At 59.3% G+C, this 17,973-nt stretch carries 16 protein-coding genes; 9 read left to right on the forward strand and 7 right to left on the reverse strand.

Annotation, left to right across the window (positions count from 1 at the left end; translation table 11 throughout):
- Positions 1 to 78: 78 nt before the first annotated feature.
- Entirely contained in the window at positions 79 to 1,569 is a 1,491-nt protein-coding gene (locus tag ABRP86_RS02375) for an HNH endonuclease family protein (protein ID WP_349862287.1), read from the forward strand.
- A 93-nt stretch (positions 1,570 to 1,662) separates the two neighbouring features.
- Here the strand turns inward: ABRP86_RS02375 and uriH are convergent, their stop codons facing one another.
- A complete protein-coding gene (gene uriH, locus ABRP86_RS02380) occupies positions 1,663 to 2,604 on the reverse strand; it encodes a uridine-preferring nucleoside hydrolase UriH (RefSeq protein WP_023025499.1) in 942 nt (313 codons plus the stop codon).
- A gap of 152 nt (positions 2,605 to 2,756) precedes the next feature.
- Between uriH and ABRP86_RS02385 the strand changes: the two genes are divergently transcribed.
- Together ABRP86_RS02385 and ABRP86_RS02390 are read left to right on the forward strand one after the other, a co-directional pair.
- Positions 2,757 to 3,959 (forward strand): amidase, encoded by a 1,203-nt coding sequence (locus ABRP86_RS02385; RefSeq protein WP_349862289.1) that lies wholly within the window; start codon positions 2,757 to 2,759, stop codon positions 3,957 to 3,959.
- A 250-nt stretch (positions 3,960 to 4,209) separates the two neighbouring features.
- Positions 4,210 to 4,431 (forward strand): hypothetical protein, encoded by a 222-nt coding sequence (locus ABRP86_RS02390; RefSeq protein WP_349862291.1) that lies wholly within the window; start codon positions 4,210 to 4,212, stop codon positions 4,429 to 4,431.
- 28 nt (positions 4,432 to 4,459) lie between these two features.
- Here the strand turns inward: ABRP86_RS02390 and ABRP86_RS02395 are convergent, their stop codons facing one another.
- Positions 4,460 to 4,969 carry a 2'-5' RNA ligase family protein gene (locus ABRP86_RS02395; protein WP_349862293.1) on the reverse strand — a complete coding sequence of 170 codons (510 nt, stop codon included), beginning with the start codon at positions 4,967 to 4,969 and terminating at the stop codon, positions 4,460 to 4,462.
- Positions 4,970 to 5,328: 359 nt separating this feature from the next.
- On the opposite strand from ABRP86_RS02395, the gene ABRP86_RS02400 reads away from it, so the two are divergent.
- The 4 genes from ABRP86_RS02400 (at position 5,329) to ABRP86_RS02415 (ending at position 11,560) form a co-directional block, all read left to right on the forward strand.
- Positions 5,329 to 7,275 (forward strand): fructose-specific PTS transporter subunit EIIC, encoded by a 1,947-nt coding sequence (locus ABRP86_RS02400; RefSeq protein WP_349862295.1) that lies wholly within the window; start codon positions 5,329 to 5,331, stop codon positions 7,273 to 7,275.
- A gap of 145 nt (positions 7,276 to 7,420) precedes the next feature.
- Positions 7,421 to 8,182, forward strand: a complete 762-nt coding sequence (locus ABRP86_RS02405; RefSeq protein WP_349862297.1) for a LamB/YcsF family protein — start codon at positions 7,421 to 7,423, stop codon at positions 8,180 to 8,182.
- Entirely contained in the window at positions 8,182 to 9,783 is a 1,602-nt protein-coding gene (locus tag ABRP86_RS02410) for a 5-oxoprolinase subunit B/C family protein (RefSeq protein ID WP_349862299.1), read from the forward strand. The genes ABRP86_RS02405 and ABRP86_RS02410 overlap by 1 nt, the downstream gene beginning before the upstream one ends.
- Complete coding sequence (locus ABRP86_RS02415; protein WP_349862301.1) at positions 9,773 to 11,560, forward strand: acetyl/propionyl/methylcrotonyl-CoA carboxylase subunit alpha; 1,788 nt, start codon at positions 9,773 to 9,775, stop codon at positions 11,558 to 11,560. The genes ABRP86_RS02410 and ABRP86_RS02415 overlap by 11 nt, the downstream gene beginning before the upstream one ends.
- Before the next feature lie 10 nt (positions 11,561 to 11,570).
- Here ABRP86_RS02415 and ABRP86_RS02420 read toward each other — a convergent pair whose 3' ends face one another.
- Together ABRP86_RS02420 and ABRP86_RS02425 are read right to left on the reverse strand one after the other, a co-directional pair.
- Positions 11,571 to 11,771: a DUF8462 domain-containing protein gene (locus tag ABRP86_RS02420; protein WP_349862303.1), complete on the reverse strand. Its 201-nt coding sequence runs from the start codon at positions 11,769 to 11,771 to the stop codon at positions 11,571 to 11,573.
- Positions 11,752 to 12,666, reverse strand: coding sequence for an ATP-binding protein (locus ABRP86_RS02425; RefSeq protein WP_349862304.1), 915 nt, complete (start codon positions 12,664 to 12,666; stop codon positions 11,752 to 11,754). Before ABRP86_RS02425 ends, ABRP86_RS02420 begins: the two co-directional genes overlap by 20 nt.
- 116 nt (positions 12,667 to 12,782) lie before the next feature.
- Between ABRP86_RS02425 and ABRP86_RS02430 the strand changes: the two genes are divergently transcribed.
- Positions 12,783 to 13,400, forward strand: coding sequence for a GntR family transcriptional regulator (locus ABRP86_RS02430; RefSeq protein WP_349862306.1), 618 nt, complete (start codon positions 12,783 to 12,785; stop codon positions 13,398 to 13,400).
- Positions 13,401 to 13,420: 20 nt separating this feature from the next.
- On the opposite strand, the gene ABRP86_RS02435 is transcribed toward ABRP86_RS02430, so the two are convergent.
- The 3 genes from ABRP86_RS02435 to ABRP86_RS02445 form a co-directional block, all read right to left on the reverse strand.
- On the reverse strand, positions 13,421 to 14,200 hold the full coding sequence (locus ABRP86_RS02435; protein WP_349862307.1) for a putative hydro-lyase: 780 nt from the start codon (positions 14,198 to 14,200) through the stop codon (positions 13,421 to 13,423).
- Positions 14,191 to 15,354, reverse strand: coding sequence for an NRAMP family divalent metal transporter (locus ABRP86_RS02440; protein ID WP_349862422.1), 1,164 nt, complete (start codon positions 15,352 to 15,354; stop codon positions 14,191 to 14,193). The genes ABRP86_RS02435 and ABRP86_RS02440 overlap by 10 nt, the downstream gene beginning before the upstream one ends.
- A 196-nt stretch (positions 15,355 to 15,550) precedes the next feature.
- The gene (locus ABRP86_RS02445; protein ID WP_349852062.1) at positions 15,551 to 16,501 is read right to left on the reverse strand and encodes a DUF559 domain-containing protein; all 951 of its coding nucleotides are present in this window, start codon (positions 16,499 to 16,501) and stop codon (positions 15,551 to 15,553) included.
- 412 nt (positions 16,502 to 16,913) lie between these two features.
- Between ABRP86_RS02445 and ABRP86_RS02450 the strand changes: the two genes are divergently transcribed.
- Positions 16,914 to 17,966 carry a ribonuclease HI gene (locus tag ABRP86_RS02450; protein ID WP_349852064.1) on the forward strand — a complete coding sequence of 351 codons (1,053 nt, stop codon included), beginning with the start codon at positions 16,914 to 16,916 and terminating at the stop codon, positions 17,964 to 17,966.
- The last annotated feature ends 7 nt before the right edge of the window (positions 17,967 to 17,973 follow it).

Here is a 17,973-nt window from a genome sequence, read left to right on the forward strand (position 1 = left end):
GACTCACAATGAACATCCTCTCTTACGGACACAAGATCCGCACTAATCGGGTGTCCACTAAACGAGGGTAACCTCAGCATGAATGAATTTATGGGCGCTGTGGTTCTACCGTTTCTCATGCCGCTTCTTCGCGACGTCCATGAATCCAAGACGACGCCTGATGACTTCCTCGAAGTATTGGTCACCATCGAGTCATATATTGTCCGCCGGTTTGTTGCAGGCATTCCCACCAACTCACTCAATAAAATCTTCGCGACTATGTATGCGGAGGTCAGCAAGCTTCACTCTGATGGCACCGCATTTGCACCAATCGTCATCTACCAACTCAATAGGCGTTCAGGCAGCGGTCGTTTCCCCACCGATGCTGAGTTCAAGGAAGCCTTTGCCACCAAGGACTTCTACAATATTCGGGCATACTGGCGGCAGTACCTTTTCGATTGCCTCGAAAATGGTGATTCAAATGATATTCGTGACGTCTCCACTGCACTGGCTGAAAATAGGATTTCTATCGAGCACATCATGCCCCAGACCCTTACGGATGCTTGGCACCAGGAGCTCGGTGACAGGGCCGAAGAAATCCACGAGTCATGGTTAAACCGAATTGGCAATCTCACGGTCACCGGCTACAACTCTTCCTACTCAAACTCTCCGTTTACGGCCAAGAAAACCATGGAAAACGGTTTCGACAGCTCGCCGTATCGCCTCAATGAGCTCCTACGGGAATCCGATCGCTGGTCCTTACCTCAGATTGAAAAGAGAACCGAGGACCTTACCGATAAAGCATTAGCCTTCTGGAAAGCTAAGCCAACCAGCTTCGTCCCACCAGAAGCAGTGCTCCCAAAGGAACCGATGGGTGAAAGCGAAGAATTCAGTAGACGAAAAATTAGCGGGTTTGAATTCGGCGACTTTAGAAAGACCACTAAGTCATGGGCTGACATGGTCGAGGCGGTTTTGAAGTATTTACTTCACGAACACCGGACCGAAATTCTTTCTTTCGCAGAAACTTCAAAATTCCTTCGCTCTGAAAAGCCTGCGGCCGAACAAGCTCGGTCCTTTCGGAAGATTGATGAAGGCCTCTATGTTCAGGTTGGAAACAACACTTCTGCCAAAATCTGGTTCCTTCGCAGTCTTTTCGAATATCTCGACTTAGATCCTGAAGATCTTGTATTCACCTTCCCTGTATCTAAAACAGATCGGACAGACGAGGCAGGTGACCAAGATAGCAGCGACACTTCAGGCAAATATGCAGAGCTCACTAAGTTCTATGATCAACTGGTTGAAGCACAAGAGCTAAAGGGTACGCCCCAGAATACCGAGTCGCTTCGCAGTGAGTTCGTTAAGGACTTTGAATACTTTAGTGTCACGGACCCCCAAGCATTATTTGGCGGTAAAGAGATCACGGAATTCATTTCGTCCACCGCGATCTCTGAGATGAGCGACGACCAAGTCCTAGCTGTACTCACTCAGCACATCAAAGTGTCTCAAATGCTTGGTGGAAGTTATCTCCACCAGGAAATAATTAACGGCTCAATCGCAAAACTCGTTCACCGGTTGAGTGAGCTTTCATAGAGCCGCACGAGGATTTTTACAGAGCACCATACAGCCGCCTTATGCCCTGAAATTAGCAATACAAGGGATATAACGCGGCTAAGTGGCTCACTTTTAAGCTAAGTTCTTCAACGCGTCAGTAACCAACCGCCAGAATCCCGCATGGTCCAGCTTGGTAGCGACCTGGGTATGGCAGGTGTCATCGGCGTGTTCACGCAGGTCAGTCACGGTCATGCCGGTGGTAAGTGCGCCGGCGAGCTCGACGTGGACGGGCGCCTTGCGCGTTTGCACGACGCTCGGATCGATAAGGTAAGCCACCGTGCACGGATCGTGAACCGGGGGATCCGTAAAGCCTTGGTTTTGCTGATACGCCTCGCGGAAGAAACCGAAGAGGCCGACAACAAAGTCCGATATGGGTGTATTCAAGGCCTTAATTTCGGCTTCGACCTCAGCGGTGGCCAATGCCTGGTGGGTCAGATCTAATCCCACCATCGTGACTGGCCACGGCTCTTCGAAGACGATATGCGCTGCCTCGGGATCGATCTTGATATTGAATTCGGCGACTGGGGACCAATTGCCTTCGTGATAGCCACCGCCCATAAGCACTACCTCTTTGACGCGCTCTACGATGCGTGGTTCTTTGCGCGCGGCCATAGCGATATTGGTCAACGGACCCGTTGGGACCAAGGTAATGGTGCCGGGTTCGTGGGCCATGATGGTGTCGATGATGAAGTCGATGGCGTGGGCATCGGCAAGCGCGGTGCTAGGCTCCGGAAGCTCAACGCCTCTAACGTCCATGCCGGTGGAACCGTGGATCGACTCGGCAACTTCGATGGGACGCACGAGCGGGCGATCGCAGCCGGCGTGGACCGGAATCTCTGGGTGTCCGGCGATCTCCTTGACCACCAGGGCATTGCGGGCGACCTTGTCCAAGGTCTGGTTGCCGCCGACGGTGGTAATGCCCAGCAGATCGATGTTGGGGTTGCCCATGGCCAGGAGCAAAGCCACCGCGTCATCGTGGCCGGGATCGCAGTCCAGAATAATTTTTCGCGTCATGTCTCGAGCCTACTTTTGGTCACTGAAGACCGCCACGGTTTCATGGTGTAGCGCAGCTTCAATTCCTCCGAGCTCACCAGCTGTACCCTTGGAAAGCAGCAACGCACCCCTGCAAACCGTATAACCGCCATGGAAAGGAACTCGCCCCCGCCATGCCTTCAATTTCTGACCGCTTGACCCAGGCACAGCAAGAATTTAACGCGGTGATTTCCACGATCCCATTTGATGAAGACGCCGTGGATACCGCGCCTACGCTGCGCGGATTACCCATTGCCTTTAAAGACGTCGTGGATATCGCCGGGGCACCTACGACCTGTGGCACCAACGTCGATATGGGGCCGGTCCCGACGCAGAATGCCACGGTGGCACAGCGGCTAATAGATGCTGGCGCGATTCCCGTTGCCAAGGCCAATCTCCAGGAGTTTTCCTATGGCATCTTGGGCGATGCCTCCGCATATGGCCGCGTGATCAATCCGCGCGATCCGCAGGTCTGCGGCGGTGGTTCTAGTTCTGGGTCGGCGGCCCTGGTTGCGTGCGGAGCACTCGATCTCACGGTGGGTTCTGATAGCGCCGGTTCCGTACGGGTCCCGGCCGCCAGTCAGGGTGTTCTTGGATTCAAGCCCACCACCGGCGCGATCCCGCTCGATGGCGTCTTCCCCTTCGCGCCGAGCTTCGATTGCATCGGATTCTTCGCCAGCTCCATCGAGCTCATCGAGCAAGCCCTGCTAGCCACGGTGGATAAGGTACCGGCTCCGGCCGAGAACGTGGCCACCATCGATGTCTCTGCAGTGAAGACCAAAGGTGAGCGCTTTGCTGGTCTGCTGTCTGCGCTGCAGGATTCCACCTTCGCAGCCGTGGAGGACCTCGATTACTCCCAGCTCGAATCCACCATCGCTACCACCGCGAAGCTCTACGCGCCGATGCGCCTCAAGGAGGCCTATGACGTCCACCAGCCCTACCTTGACCAGCGGGAAAAGTACCAGGATGTCATCTTGGAGCGCGTCCTCGGCGGGCAGGATATTACTCAGGCAGACCACGACGCTGCAGCACAGCAGGTAGAAGAACTGCGCACGGAAGCACTCACGCTTTTCGATGCCTCCCCCATCATCCTCACCCCCACCCTCGACGCCGGCCCCATCAAGTGGGACGACATCGCTGCAGAGAAAACTGCGGATTCCGCTGCCAGCCTGCGCCGCTGGACCGAGCCTTTCAATGTATTGGGTTGGCCGGCGATCACTATCCCCCTGCGAGCGAGGGACACCACGGGAGTGGGTGATGCGGTGCAGGTCATCGGCAAGCCGGGCCAGGATCTCACCGTCTTGCGCGTCGCTCGCGAAATTCAGGCACTGCTTTAAGCACACCGCAATTCTGCGCGTCTCTGCCTGCTGACGGCGTTGGTAAGGTGAAGGCTATGAATACTCCAGCACAGCTTGTCGCGCGGTTGCGCGCTGAGGCCGATGACGGCTCCTTGGAGTCATTCTGCTTGGATACCGGCATTGACCTGCTGGTTCTTTTGGCAGCGCGCACGTAGATGCCGCCAATGCAAATGATGTTGACCTTGCCTATTCGGTCGATTTCTCGCGCGCGAAAGCTGAGCGTCCCAACGTGCTCGACGTTGCCACGGCGTTTTACGCCCGCTATGGCGACGGCATTGATCTCATGTGCCTGGATACCGCAGACACGGTGTCGCAGCATGAAGCTCTGCAAAAGTGCGAGCTCTTGGTCGATCCGTCCAATTCCAAGTATGGAACGCTGCAAATGATGGCGGCACGGGAGTACATCAATACGGCGTATCGCCGCGAGTTCGAGCTCAGGAGCTTAATGTGACGGTCTTGCAAGCTTTATTTCACGCTGGCTAGCCTCCCGCTAGCACCGTCTTTTCTTGCGTGCGCGGGCGCCAATACGCCGCTTCTACTGCGTTAAGTTCCTTGAAGTGCGAGGACGTCAGCTCATCCATCGCGGTTAAATAACCGCCCACGTCCTCGCGCGGTAAGCGCAGGCCCATCGTCAGATGCGGCGTCCAGCGCGGACCGCGGCCTTCGGAATTGGCGGCGCTAATCTTCCGCGCTGCCATTTCGAGTTCATCGCTAGTCTCTAATAACCAGGCCACGGTTCGTTTCCGCTTCGTGCCGAAGATGACGTTTCCCACGCGCCGAAACGTCGCCGGAATAACCGCCGGTAAAAGCTCCGCGGCAAGGTCAACAACGTGGGGCTCCATCTCCGGTGCGAAGGTCACCGTAATATGCGGGCGCTGGTTTTGCACGGGGAATCCGCGCTCGGCCAGACCGGCAAAAATCTCCCGAATCTGCTCTTCCTGCTTTTCCGGCAGGTAGAGCAGGATATTATCCGGCGATGCTGTACTCACAATGCGGCTTTCTTCGTTTCAAGTGAGCACGATTCATTCGTGCTCCCCAAGTGCGGGCGGTTTCGGGTCTGGTTCTGTTTCTAGTTCTAGCTCTGGTTCTAGGGTACCGCCGGTCAACGCTTGTGCGATCTCCGCGATGCTATAGGTCCTTTGCACAGTTTGAGCAAACTCGCCCCTCAAAAATCGCATCGGGCCTTCAATTGACGCAGAGGAGGTTGCGCATAGGACCCTGCACAGAAGAGATTGCACATCGGGCACCGGGGCTTTAGACCCCGCGCATAGACTCCGGACAGCGGATTCTGCGCAAAGAACCTTCCAATTTCCTTGTGCTCGTTTACACGGGTGCCTTTAATAAGAGTATGAGCACATCAGATTCTTCGCCTTTTATTCTCGCCATCACGGCGTGCCCAACGGGTATCGCCCATACTTATATGGCCGCCGAGAACTTAGAGGCAGCCGCCGAAAAGCTGGGCTACCGCATCAAGATTGAAACGCACGGTTCCATCGGCGTGGAGGGCAGCTTTAGCGCACAAGACATCGAGGAAGCCGATGCCATTGTTATCGGTGCCGATACCGTCATTGCAAAGGACCGATTCCACGGCAAGCGCTTGGTGGCCACCGGCGTAGACGAGGCCATCAAACACCCCGAGCAGCTGTTGACCAAGTCCTTGGAGGCGGCAGAGTGGAAGGGGGAGGATAAGGGAGCATCGGAAAGCGAGGCGGAGGACGCCGCGGAAGATGCGGGGCTGCGCGGTATTGGGCAGACCATGTACAAGGCGCTGATGAATGGTGTTTCCCACATGATTCCCTTCGTGGTTACCGGCGGATTGCTCATCGCCGTGGCGCTGTCCTTGGGCGGCACGCCCACGCCGGAGGGGCTGTCGATTCCTGAAGATAGCTTCTGGAATACGCTCAATGAGCTCGGCGGCCTGGCATTTTCGCTGATGGTGCCGGTCTTGTCTGGTTACATTGCCGTTGGCATCGCGGATAGGCCAGGGTTGGCACCGGGCCTTATTACCGGGCTCATCGCCACAACCGGCTCGCTGTACGGGTCCGAGGCCGGAGCCGGATTCTTGGGCGGTATCGTCACCGGTATTCTCTCCGGCTACGTGGCACTTGCGATCAAGAAGATTCCGGTGCACAAATTCATCGCGCCGATTTGGCCGATTATCGTCATCCCGATTTTCACCACGCTGATAGTGGGCCTAGCCTTCATCTATTTCATCGGCGCGCCGATTGCCAGCGCTTTCGAGGCCATGACCGAATACCTCGGCGGGCTGCAGGGATCGTCGGCGATTGTGCTGGGACTTATCATCGGTGCGATGATCGCCTTCGATATGGGCGGGCCCTTCAATAAGACTGCCTTCCTGTTTGGCGGCGGCATGATCGCCGCGGGAAATGCAGCCCCGATGGGTATGGCCGCCGCCGCGATTGCGGTTCCGCCGCTCGCCGTGGGCGTGGTTACCCTCCTGCGCCGCGGTTGGTTCAATAAGGCGGAAAAGGACTCCGGAATCGCCGCTCTATTTATGGGTTTTTTCGGCATCACCGAAGGCGCCATTCCCCTGGCGGCGGCGCGTCCGCTGCAGGTCATCCCGGCCAACGTCGTCGGTGGTGCTGTGGCCGGTGCGATGGCGGGCGCGTTCGGCGTCCAAGATCATGTCATGCACGGCGGCCCTATCGTCGCCGTCCTCGGCGCGGTGGATCAGGTGGCGTGGTTCTTCGTGTCCATGCTCTGCGGAGTTGCCGTGTGTGCCGCGCTCATGCTCCTGCTCATTCGCCTGACGCAACGCTCCCCGGAATCGGACGAGGCCACGGCGGAGTCCACCGCGCTCCCGCTTCTCGATGCCTCCACCATCAGCCTCGATAAACCGCTCGGTTCCGATCCAAAGGACGTCATCAAGTCGCTCATTTCCCTCGCCGCCGCCGATGGCCGCATTAACGACGCCGCCGCGGTTGCCGATGCCGCCCTTGCCCGCGAGGCCCAACACTCCACCGGCGTGGGCCACGGCGTGGCCATCCCGCACGCTCGCTCCGCTGGCGTTTCCGCACCAACTCTGGCCTTCGCCCGGCTTCCCGAGGGCGGTGTCACCTGGGGAAGCCGCGAAGAGCCCACGACCTTAGCGTTTCTCATCGCCGTTCCCGATGACGCCGGAAAGCAGCACTTAAAGCTACTGTCCACCCTCGCCCGCGCCATCATGAGGGAAGATTTTCGCACCCAGCTGCACGCGGCCAGCTCCCGCGAAGAGGCAAAAGGGATCATCTCCTCTGTCCTCCAGGTCGAACCGCAAGCCGCCGTGGAGTCTTAGTCCTCTGCCCTGCCCTCGGCCGCCCCTGAGAAGAGCTGTTCCACCGACACCACTCCGCCCAAAAAGTAACCGCCTTCACAAATGGCAGTGGCCCGGGTTACACTTGGAACCACACTCATTGTTCAACAATTAAGGATGGTGTTGAATGGCTTCGCTCCACATTGATCTCAACGCGGACTTGGGTGAAACCACCGCCGGCAACCCGGTAGCCGATGATGCCGCGATGCTGGAGATGGTCTCCTCCGCCAATGTCGCCACCGGCTTCCACGCCGGTGATCCGCACTCCATTGCGCAGACCCTTAAATCCGCGGCGTGTGCGGGAGTAACGGTCGGAGCACACGTGGGTTATAACGATCCGGCCGGTTTTGGCCGCCGCTTCATCGACTACAACGCAGCGGAGCTCGCGGACGAGGTCACCTACCAAATCGGTGCGCTCGATGCGCTGGCGCGCGCCAATGGCACGCGGGTGTCTTATGTGAAGCCGCACGGCGCGATGTACAACACCATCGTCAAGGACGAGGCACAGGCCAAGGGTGTCATCGCGGGCATTAAGGCCTTCGGTGACCTACCCGTAATGCTGCTGCCGGGCGGCCGCGCGGTCAATATTGCAGAATCGCAAGGCCTCACCGTCATCCGCGAGGCCTTCGCGGATCGCAACTACAACCCCGATGGCACGCTGGTCTCCCGCAAGCAGGACAATGCGGTATTGGGGGATGAAGGGGATGTCGTCAAGCGCGTGCTCGAAGTCGCCCAAACCGGCTCCATTACCGCCATCGACGGCACCACGCTCGATGTCGATGCCCAATCCGTGTGCACCCACGGTGATTCACCGGGCTCCGTGAAATTGCTGCGCGGTGTGGTCGAGCGCCTCAGCGCGGAAGGAATCGATATTCGGAGCTTTATCTAATGCCGCATATTCACTTCGTTGGCACCCGCGCCCTGCTCATTGATTTAGACGGGCTCGAGCAGGTCATGGCGTGGCACGCGGCGCTGTCCGCTAAACCGCTCAAGAACCAGGTGGATTGCATTGCCGCCGCCACCACGTTGCTCATTACCTTTGAGGCGCCGAATTCCGCGCGCGCGGCCGCAGAGTTTCTGACGGACTTCTCCCCTGCCGCCGCTACCGCGAAAGAGGCGCGCACGGTAGACATCGACGTGCTTTACGATGGCGAAGACGTCGACGCCGCCGCCGAGCTCCTCGGCATGTCGCGCGAGGCCTTGATTGACTGGCATACCTCTACCGAATGGACCGCCGCCTTTGGTGGCTTTGCCCCCGGCTTTACTTACTGCGCGCCTTCCGATCCGGCCCAAGCCAAGGCCGTGCCACGCCGCTCCGATCCGCGCACGGCCGTTCCGGCTGGTGCCGTAGGCATCGCGGGTGAGTTCTCCGCGGTCTACCCGCGCGTTTCGCCAGGTGGCTGGCAGCTGCTCGGCACCACCAATACCCCGATGTGGGATTCGCACGCGAACCCACCCGCGTTGGTGCAGCCCGGTGACCGGGTGCGCTACCGCGCCGTGGACGAGCTGCCGGACTTAGTGGATCGCAGCGCGGAATCCAAGCGTTCGCCGGCCCGCCTGCCCCGTATGGAGGTCCTCGATGCCGGCCTGCTCACGCTTTTTCAAGACCTTGGCCGCCCCGGCGTAGGTGACTTGGGCGTAACACCCTCCGGTGCCGCCGACCACGCCGCCGCGGCAACCGCGAATGTTGCCGTTGGCAACCCGCGGGGAGCTACGGTGCTAGAAAATATCGGTGGCATTAAGCTGCGCGCGCTGACCGATACCGTCATCTGCGTGACCGGTGCCATCGCCCGCGTCCGCCTGGGTGAGATGCCCGTGCACCTCGCCCGCCCGGTCCTCGTTACCGCCGGCCAGACAGTGACGGTCGGTGCCGCAACGGTGGGCATGCGCAATTACGTGGCCATTCGCGGCGGCATTATTGCCGAGTCCGAGCTCGGCTCCTCTGCCACCGACGTCCTTTCTGGCCTCGGCCCCGATCCCGTCACCACCGGCGATGTCATCGGTGTGCTGCCGCGCTCCACCGGCATGACGGATGCACAATTGGTCAACCCCCTGCGCGTATCCGCTGACTCCGCCGGAAAAACGCGCGCGACGCTGCGCTGCGTGCTGGGCCCGCGCGATGACTGGTTTGGCGATAATATCTCCACCTTCCTGGATACCGAATGGGTCGTTTCCTCTGATTCCAACCGCGTTGGCCTGCGGCTTTCCGGGGCTAAAGGCAGCGCAGAGACTTCCGATATCACCGTGCAGCGCGTGAAAGACGGCGAGCTCCCCTCTGAGGGAATGGTGGCCGGCTCCATCCAGATCCCGCCGAATGGCAAGCCGGTGGTCTTCCTGCGCGACCACGCGGTCACCGGCGGCTACCCCGTCATCGCCACCGTGCTGGAGGAAGATATCGACATCGCCGCGCAGCTCCCGCCCGGCGCGCGCGTGACCTTCCGCCTCGTGACACCCCAAGCTTTAAATACTGGAGAAGAAAATGCAGATTAAAACCGTCCTCATTGCTAACCGCGGCGAAATCGCCGTGCGCATCGCCCGCGTGGCCCGCGACTTGGGCATTAAGTCCATCGCCATTTATTCCGAGGCCGACGCCGGCGCCCTGCACACCCAGGTTGCCGATGAAGCCTATGCGCTGCCCGGCAATATCGCCGCCGATACCTATATGAATATCCCGGCGCTGCTGGATATCGCCGTGCGCGCCGGTGCGGATGCCATCCACCCGGGCTACGGTTTCCTTTCCGAAAACGCCGACTTTGCCCGCACCGTCACCGATGCCGGCATGATCTGGATCGGCCCCTCGCCGGAATCCATCGAGCTTTTGGGCGATAAGATTGCCGCCCGCCGCGTGGCCGAAGAGGTCGGCGCGCCCCTGGCTCCGGGCACCTCCGATCCCATTGATGATTGGCAGGAGGCCCGCGCCTTCGCCGAGGAGCACGGCCTGCCGATTGCCATCAAGGCCGCTTATGGCGGCGGCGGGCGCGGACTCAAGGTCGTGGACTCCATGGAGGAAATCGAGGGCGCTTTCAACTCCGCCGGGCGCGAGGCCATGGAGGCCTTCGGCCGCGCCGAGTGCTACGTGGAGAAGTTCCTGACCCACCCGCGCCACGTGGAGGCGCAGGTCCTGGCGGATACCCACGGCAACGTCCGCGTGCTGGGCACCCGCGATTGCTCCACCCAGCGCCGCTTCCAAAAGCTCATCGAGGAGGCCCCTGCGCCCGCGCTTTCCGATGCCCAGCGCACCGGCATCATCGAAGGCGCCCGCTCCATTTGTTCCCACGTGGGCTATACCGGCGCCGGCACCGTGGAATACATCGTTTCCGAGGACGGCACCATCTCCTTCTTGGAGGTCAATACCCGCGTCCAGGTCGAACACCCCGTGACCGAGGTAGTGACCGGCACCGATATCATCGCCGAGCAATTCCGCATCGCCGCGGGCGAGCCTCTGTCTATCTCTGAGGATCCAGCCTCCACCGGCCACGCCTTCGAGTTCCGCATCAATGCCGAGGACATCCTCAACGGCTTTGCTCCCTGCCCCGGCACCATCGTCTCCTTCGAGCCGCCCACCGGCCCCGGCATCCGCGTCGATTCTGCTGTCCGCTCGGGATCCATTATCCCGCCGTACTATGACTCGCTCATTGCCAAGCTCATCGTCTGGGGCCCCACGCGCGAGGTGGCCCTCGCCCGTTCGCGCCAGGCGCTGCGCGAGTTCGATGTCTCCGGCGTGCGCACCGTTCTGCCCTTCCACCGCGACATGATGGACGAGCCAGCACTTATTGGCACCCTGTCTTCCGCCGAGGCCGATGCGGGTGCCAGCGACATCGGCGTGTTCACCGACTGGCTCGACCACAACTACCGGCCCTCTGCCGCCAACCAGGTAGACAAGGTCGAGGCCATCTACACCAAGCGCCGGACGGTCGCGGTGGAAATCGATGGCAAGCTCGTCAATATCGGCGTGCCCATGGACTTCCTCGCAGGCGCCGGTGCCGGCGCTGGTGCGGGCGCCGCGGATGGTTCTGGTGCCACCGCTCCCTCGACGGCCGGGGCGCAGTCCACCGACGATAACGCGGTCACCTCCCCCTTCGAGGCCAACCTCGTGGCCTGGAATGTATCCGATGGCGATAGCGTCTCCGAGGGCGATTCCATCGCCACGGTCGAGGCCATGAAGATGGAATCTGCCATCAAGGCCCCGCGCGGCGGCACCATCAAGATCCTCGCCAAGGAGGGCGACCGCCTGGATTCCGCGACGGTGATTGCGACCATCGACTAGCGCGTGCTGCCTACCTGGGTACTTGGCCACGCAGATACTCACCCAGGTAGGGCAAGAGAAAGCGCACGGTTCCATAGCGGTGGCTGGCGATGAGATCGCGTTCTAAAAGCAGCTTGCCGGCCATGGAAATGGCATTGGGACTCTTGCCCAGGTGCGCCGCGATGGCACCGGTGGGAATATCAGGTCCGTGTTCAGCTTCCAGCTCCGCCATGGCGTTGAGTAAAGCGCGCTGGGCGTCCGGAACATTCTTCAACGCAATCTTGTGCACCTGGTTGCCCATATGCGCTGGAATCTCGCGCGCCATCGAGTACCGCATGGGTCCACGCCAAAGCGCCGACCAACTGCAATAGGTACGGATACCCCTGCACCAATGCGGTGGCCTCTTCCAAAACGCACTCGCTGAAACCGCGCCCAGCCGCGGTGGCGGTGCTATGCAGGGTCTCAGCTACGGTGGCATCATCAAGCAGCCCCAAATCCAGCCTTTCAGCGCGGCGCAAAGAGGTGGTGCCCTCGTGGTCCAATAGTTCTTCTACCCCGAAGGTCAATCCCGCGGCGGCGAAGGCGATATCGTACTCGTCCCGAATGAGATCCTGGATGGCGGTGGCCAGCTGCGCAAGCTCGTCCACGGAAGCCGCTTGCACCTCATCGACCGTCAACAAGACGCCCGCATCATGCGCACGCGCGGCCTTCAGAAGGCTGCGCAGCCGCGAGACCAAGCTGGGCTGGGCCTGGTTATGGGGCAATTGCGTCGTTACAGATCCCACGCCCGCCACAGAGAATCCCGTGATCTTGCGGCCCGTCTTCTCCGTATAGTCCAGCTCCTCTATGGCTTCCGGAATCGTGGAATCGCGTAGCTGCGCTACCATCTGGGCATCCGCATAGGCGCGGATGACAACCCACCCCAGGCGGCGCGCGGATTCTTCAAACTCATTGAGCAGCACGGTTTTGCCCACCCCGCGCGTACCGCTGACCAGAAAGGCGCGCTGCATGGCGCCCACGCCGCCTACGAGCCCATAGTTAAACGAGCTGATTTCAAATTCGCGCCCGGCCAGTTGCACCGGCGACGCGCCAAAACTGGGGCGAAATGGATTCTTATCCGGAATCACTATGCCAGACCTTCCATTTAGATCCTTTAGAACTTCGCCGCCTCTTTAGAACTTTTAGATCTTTAAGTCATACGGAATGGCCGTTGACGCCTCACCCATTCAGTAAGGTGAGGGTCATGCTTTCCCAGTCCGTCGCCACCGCTTTGCGCCAAGAGATATCGGCCGGCAATTTTCAGCCCGGCGAGCAGCTCAGCGAGGTAAAGGTGGCCGAGCAATTCGGTTGCTCTCGCAATACCCTCCGCGAGGCCTTCACCACGCTTACCGCCGAACGCCTGGTCGAGCGCATCCCCCACCGCGGCGTCTTCATCGCCACCCCGGATGCCGCCTATATCCGCGATTTATTCACCGCCCGCGCCGCCATCGAACCTGCCGCCGCACGGTGGGGCGCGTTTGCCGATGCCCCCTCGCTTATCTCCCTCGCTTCCTCCGCCTTCGAGTGTGCGAGGCGGAATAAGCACCAGGAGGTCTCATCCATTAATCAGCGCTTCCACCAAGCACTGGTAGCGGGGCTGAATTCCCCCACCTTGGATGAGCAAATGAGCAACCTGCTCGCGCGCATGCGGCTTACCTTTTTATTGGTCATCCCGCGCTACCCGCAGCTGCACGCCGAGCACATTCAAGACAACGTGGATGTGGCCACGCTCATCGCGGACGGAAAACGCGAAGAGGCCACCACACACTTGCGCGATAGCCTCTTAGAAACCTGCGATACCATCTTGTCCTTCACGGACTAAGTAAGCGGCGGGGTAAATGCCTAAGGGATGAGGTACTCCGCATCGCGGGCATTGGTCACCAGCATCTTGCCCGGCGCATGGGAAATGGCCAGCTCCGGCTTTGATTCCATCACGATGGCCTGCGGGGTGACCCCACACGCCCAAAAGACGGGCAGGCAGCCTTCTGGAATGTTCACCGCATCGCCAAAGTCTGGGTGCGCTAAATCCGCGATACCGATAGCCGCCGGATCCCCCACGTGCACCGGCGCACCATGCACGGACGGATAGCGGGAGGTAATGCGCACCGCATCGGAGACTTGCGATGCCGGAATCGGGCGCATCGATACCACCATTGGCCCGGAGAACACGCCCGCAGGAGTTGTAGGGATATTCGTCCGGTACATCGGCACATTGCGCTGCTGTTTGATATGCGCGATCTCGATGCCCGCATCCACCAACGCCGTTTCAAAGGTAAACGAGCAGCCGATAAGGAAGCTGACCATGTCGGGGGTGTAGTAGGAGGTGGCATCGGCAAGCGTGGCCGTGTGCTCACCATGCTCAAAGATGCGATAGGCCGGAATATCGGTGCGGATATCGCCTCCAGGCAGCAAATCCGAGGTGTACTGGCCCGCCTCAAGCACGCCGACGATGGGGCACGGCTTGGGGTTGCGCTGGGCAAAGAGCAGGAAGTCGAAGGCGTATGCGCTGGGCAGCGAGAGCAGGTTGGCCTGCATGTATCCCCGCGCGTGCCCGGCGGTGGTGGTCATCTCGTGGGTACGCGCGAACTCGCGTACCTCTTCTGGCGTGTGCATTATGCCCATATCGCTGTAATTCCTGAGACTGCTCGAAGGCCGATGAAAATGGTAAGCAACCAGGCCAGGCCGCCAAGGATAAGCAGCCACTTTGGATACTTATAACCCTGCAGCAGATCCTTGCGGCGCCAGGCCACCCACATCACCAACGCGAAGCCGATGGGAAGGATAAGCCCGTTAATCGCGCCCGCGAAGATCAAGAGCTTTTGCGGTGCAGAGTTGATCACCACAAAAACGACCGTGCAGACCGCAATGAAGATGACGGTGAAAATATTGCGCGTACGGGCCGAGGTTTCCTGGGTGGTCACAAAGGATACCGAGGTATAGGCGGCACCGATGACGGAAGACAGGCCCGCGGCAAAAAGCACCATGCCAAATGCACGGAGGCCGAATTCACCGGCCGCGTGATAGAAGGCATCGGCGGCAGTATTATCTTCTGCAAGCGTGACGCCGGTAGCCACCACGCCCAGTACCGCCAAGAAGAGCAGCATCCGCATAATACCGGTGACGATGATGCCGCTGACGGAGGTTCGCGTAATGTTCTTGACGTTTTCAACGCCAGATAGGCCCGCATCGATCAACCGGTGCGCGCCGGCAAAAGTGATATAGCCACCGACGGTGCCACCGATGATGGTGGTAATGACGAAGAAATCGATTTCGCCCGGCGCGACGGTATTCTTGAGTGCCTCCCCTACCGGCGGCTGGCTCACGATGGCCACATAAAGCATCAGCAGGATCATCACCGCGCCTAGGGCCGCCACGAGGCGGTCCAATGCCATTCCGGCACGGCGGGAGAGGAAGATGAACACCGCAATCGCCGCCGCAATAACGCCACCGATGCGCGCATCGATGCCTAGCATCGCGTTCAATCCCAAGCCTGCACCGGCAATATTGCCGATATTAAAAATCGCTCCGCCAAAGAAGACGAAGCAGGCAAGTACCCAGCCTAAGCCGGGAAGGACCGTATTGCCCAGGGTATTGGCGCGCATTCCCGTCACGCAGAGCACGCGCCACACATTGAGCTGGATGGCGATGTCTACCAAGATGGACAGCGCAATTGCGAAGGCAAAAGAAGCACCCATCTGCACGGTAAAGACCGAGGTCTGGGTCAAAAAGCCCGGGCCGATGGCCGAGGTGGCCATGAGGAACATGGCGCCGGCCATGGCCCCGATGCCCTTGGGCGGGGTCTTCGCATCCGCCTGCGCCTCCGCCTGTGCCGGGGCGGAAGCCTGTTTTTCAGCACTCACTAGTTTCACCTTTCGTGATGCAGGTCTCTCTTAAATGTGATTCGCATCATCATAATTGTTATTACGGAGGTTGTTCAACAACATCCATAGCTAGGGGTGGCTCGGGGGTGATTTACGCTACTTTTCCCGCCTTTCGCCCCAAGTATTCAACTATTGTCTCCACTACCCTATTTGGGTCATTGACCAGCTCTTTTGGCCCAAACCTCAATACCGTAAATTGCTGGTTTTCGATTTCGCGTTGCCGACGCATTTGTTCTTTGACCACCGCTTCCGGCGGTTTTCCATAGGTGCCGTCATACTTGGTATCCCCGTCGACCTCGATAATGAGCCATCCATCGATACATAAGTCGGCTCGGTACTTTCCCAATACGCGAAATTGTGGGTACACAGTGGCAGCGGGAATCCTTTCAATAATTAACGCCCGCAAAAGCGACTCGTACGGTGATTCGGATCCTGCATACGCATGCTTAACTGCCATTTTCATGGGGATAGGCCCCTTCATCCGAGCCATTGCTGCCTGAGTTTCTTTCAGTTCTTCTACCGAGACCAGGCCCGCACGCAAGGCAGAATCGACTGCAACAAGCCCTTCCGCAAACCCACGTAGCCTGGCGATATCCAAGCACGTCCGCGCAGGATTCGTTACCCGAACCCCAGACCTTTCCACCGAGGTCTCCTCTATACGTGACATTCGGTAATACTTTCGCGGCCACTGCGTTTTCGGTGGGATACTTCCTGAAGGTGAAGCGAGTTCAACAACTTCGTTTCTCCGCGGAATCACCCATATCCCCCAAATACGCGCAGCTGACTTAGCCACCAATGACGCTCGGTGCGCACTTAGGCCGGCTCCTAAAGTAAGGGCAAGCTGTTGCTTATGCCATGGCCAGCTTTCCCACGTCGTCGTTTTTACTGCAATCCATGGAGCGACTCGCTTTAATTCGCCCTTGTACAACGCGGGATAGTAAGGACTAGTTGAACCTGCATAACGTAGATTAATTAACTCATGATTTAACATGCTTTTTATCTTCGTGGCTTCCTCGAGAAACTGCCCGGCGTATTGCTCCAAATGGTCAGATTCTGAGGTTTCCGCAAGGGATTCGCATTGAACGGGTGACGGTGCACGGAGCAGACGGCAGTATCTATTTCGGAAGGTCAAATTGTTAGTCACTTTGGTCAGGGTTGGAAGGTCAGGCTCCTATGTTCAACCTCCACTGCAATAACTGAGCAAAATGGTGCCTCAAATATCGCAAATTCTCTTCAAATGTTGCATAGGACCCTGCACTTTTTAGGAGCAACCTGAAGAGGCCTTTAAGCAGCCGGTTGCGGAACATCCTGAGGAGGCTTTTGCACAGGTATTTGCGGCGCTTTTGCGGGACGGACCGCAACGAGTCCTAGAACTATCGCGAACAGTCACGAATCGAGTCCACATCAGGCGCGTGCAGCTCACCGCTGGAATGGGGCGTGATTTACTAGAACCAATGGAACCCCTCGAGCTCTCAGCACTTACCGGCACGCAATCGCGCACCTACGGCACCCGCAAAATCACCAAGGACATGATGTCTGCGCCGGTCCATGTGGCGATCGCCCTGTGGGATGAGCGCTGGGATTCAGCGGAGGATGGAACCATCGAGGGGTGGGTCATCGCGGTCAACACCAAGCAGGCGCGCTTCGTGCGCAAAGGCCAGATCAAAAAGGGCGATATCGTCAAAGTTGCAGTACGCGAACTACAGCGCGCCCTGCGCGGAATCGACGGGCGCACCTGGATTGTCACCGGGCGCAGGCAAAATGCGCTACGAGCGGCACTCGAAAAGCGCGGCTATACGGTGACGGGGAGCTTTGCGGGGGAGAATCGGGCATCGGCAAGCGCGAGCTCCGTACGCCGCAAACAAGCTGGCTTGACCGCGCGTAAGGCCCGCAAGCTGGGCGAGGCACCGAAAAAGAAGGAAGTCAACCAAGTCGAAACGCCAGAGGCGAAATGGTGGCCAAACTTCTCGCACACGACGTCGTGGCCGGCAGGCGCGGTGGTACGCATCGCTACCGACGCCTCCTCCGATACCGTATTCAAGGGCTCGATGTGTTTCGTGGCGGGCAACGGTGACTACCGCCTGCGCACCCGCGAAACGAAAGCCAGCACGGATGAACTGGAATTGGAAGCGCTCACGCTCGCATTAAAGTACCTGCGCAAAGTAGGTGCGACGAAGGCCGTGATCGAATCCGACTCTGTTGCGGCTTTAGATGCGGTCAACCACATCCTGTACAAGAAAGGCTCGAAGGCCGCCCGCCCGGGACGCACGTGGCGAGGGGTATCGTCTGGCGCGCGCTCCCGATTCCAACAGGCCTGGGGCGACATAGAAGGCAATTGCGAGGTGGATATCCGCCGGGTGCTCGGCCATGCCGGGGATCCGCTCAATCGCGCCGCCGATCAGATTGCGTATATGGGGCTGCGCGCCATTGCCCACCCCATGAAGCAATCACGGCCTACTTTGCAAAGCGGGATCAGCAAGGCGCTCAAGGCGGTAAAATCCCGGTAACGGTTAC

Origin of the sequence: Corynebacterium sp. KPL3927 (genome assembly GCF_040225835.1) — a bacterium.
In the GTDB taxonomy this organism is placed as follows: Bacteria; Actinomycetota; Actinomycetes; order Mycobacteriales; family Mycobacteriaceae; genus Corynebacterium.

Excerpts from the sequence above, each read along its gene's own strand:
- ABRP86_RS02375 (WP_349862287.1), top strand. The coding sequence starts at position 79 with ATGAATGAATTTATGGGCGCTGTGGTTCTACCGTTTCTCATGCCGCTT.
- uriH (WP_023025499.1), bottom strand. The coding sequence starts at position 2,604 with ATGACGCGAAAAATTATTCTGGACTGCGATCCCGGCCACGATGACGCG.
- ABRP86_RS02385 (WP_349862289.1), top strand. The coding sequence starts at position 2,757 with ATGCCTTCAATTTCTGACCGCTTGACCCAGGCACAGCAAGAATTTAAC.
- ABRP86_RS02400 (WP_349862295.1), top strand. The coding sequence starts at position 5,329 with ATGAGCACATCAGATTCTTCGCCTTTTATTCTCGCCATCACGGCGTGC.
- ABRP86_RS02405 (WP_349862297.1), top strand. The coding sequence starts at position 7,421 with ATGGCTTCGCTCCACATTGATCTCAACGCGGACTTGGGTGAAACCACC.
- ABRP86_RS02410 (WP_349862299.1), top strand. The coding sequence starts at position 8,182 with ATGCCGCATATTCACTTCGTTGGCACCCGCGCCCTGCTCATTGATTTA.
- ABRP86_RS02415 (WP_349862301.1), top strand. The coding sequence starts at position 9,773 with ATGCAGATTAAAACCGTCCTCATTGCTAACCGCGGCGAAATCGCCGTG.
- ABRP86_RS02420 (WP_349862303.1), bottom strand. The coding sequence starts at position 11,771 with ATGGCGGAGCTGGAAGCTGAACACGGACCTGATATTCCCACCGGTGCC.
- ABRP86_RS02430 (WP_349862306.1), top strand. The coding sequence starts at position 12,783 with ATGCTTTCCCAGTCCGTCGCCACCGCTTTGCGCCAAGAGATATCGGCC.
- ABRP86_RS02435 (WP_349862307.1), bottom strand. The coding sequence starts at position 14,200 with ATGGGCATAATGCACACGCCAGAAGAGGTACGCGAGTTCGCGCGTACC.
- ABRP86_RS02440 (WP_349862422.1), bottom strand. The coding sequence starts at position 15,354 with ATGGCCGGCGCCATGTTCCTCATGGCCACCTCGGCCATCGGCCCGGGC.
- ABRP86_RS02450 (WP_349852064.1), top strand. The coding sequence starts at position 16,914 with ATGGAACCCCTCGAGCTCTCAGCACTTACCGGCACGCAATCGCGCACC.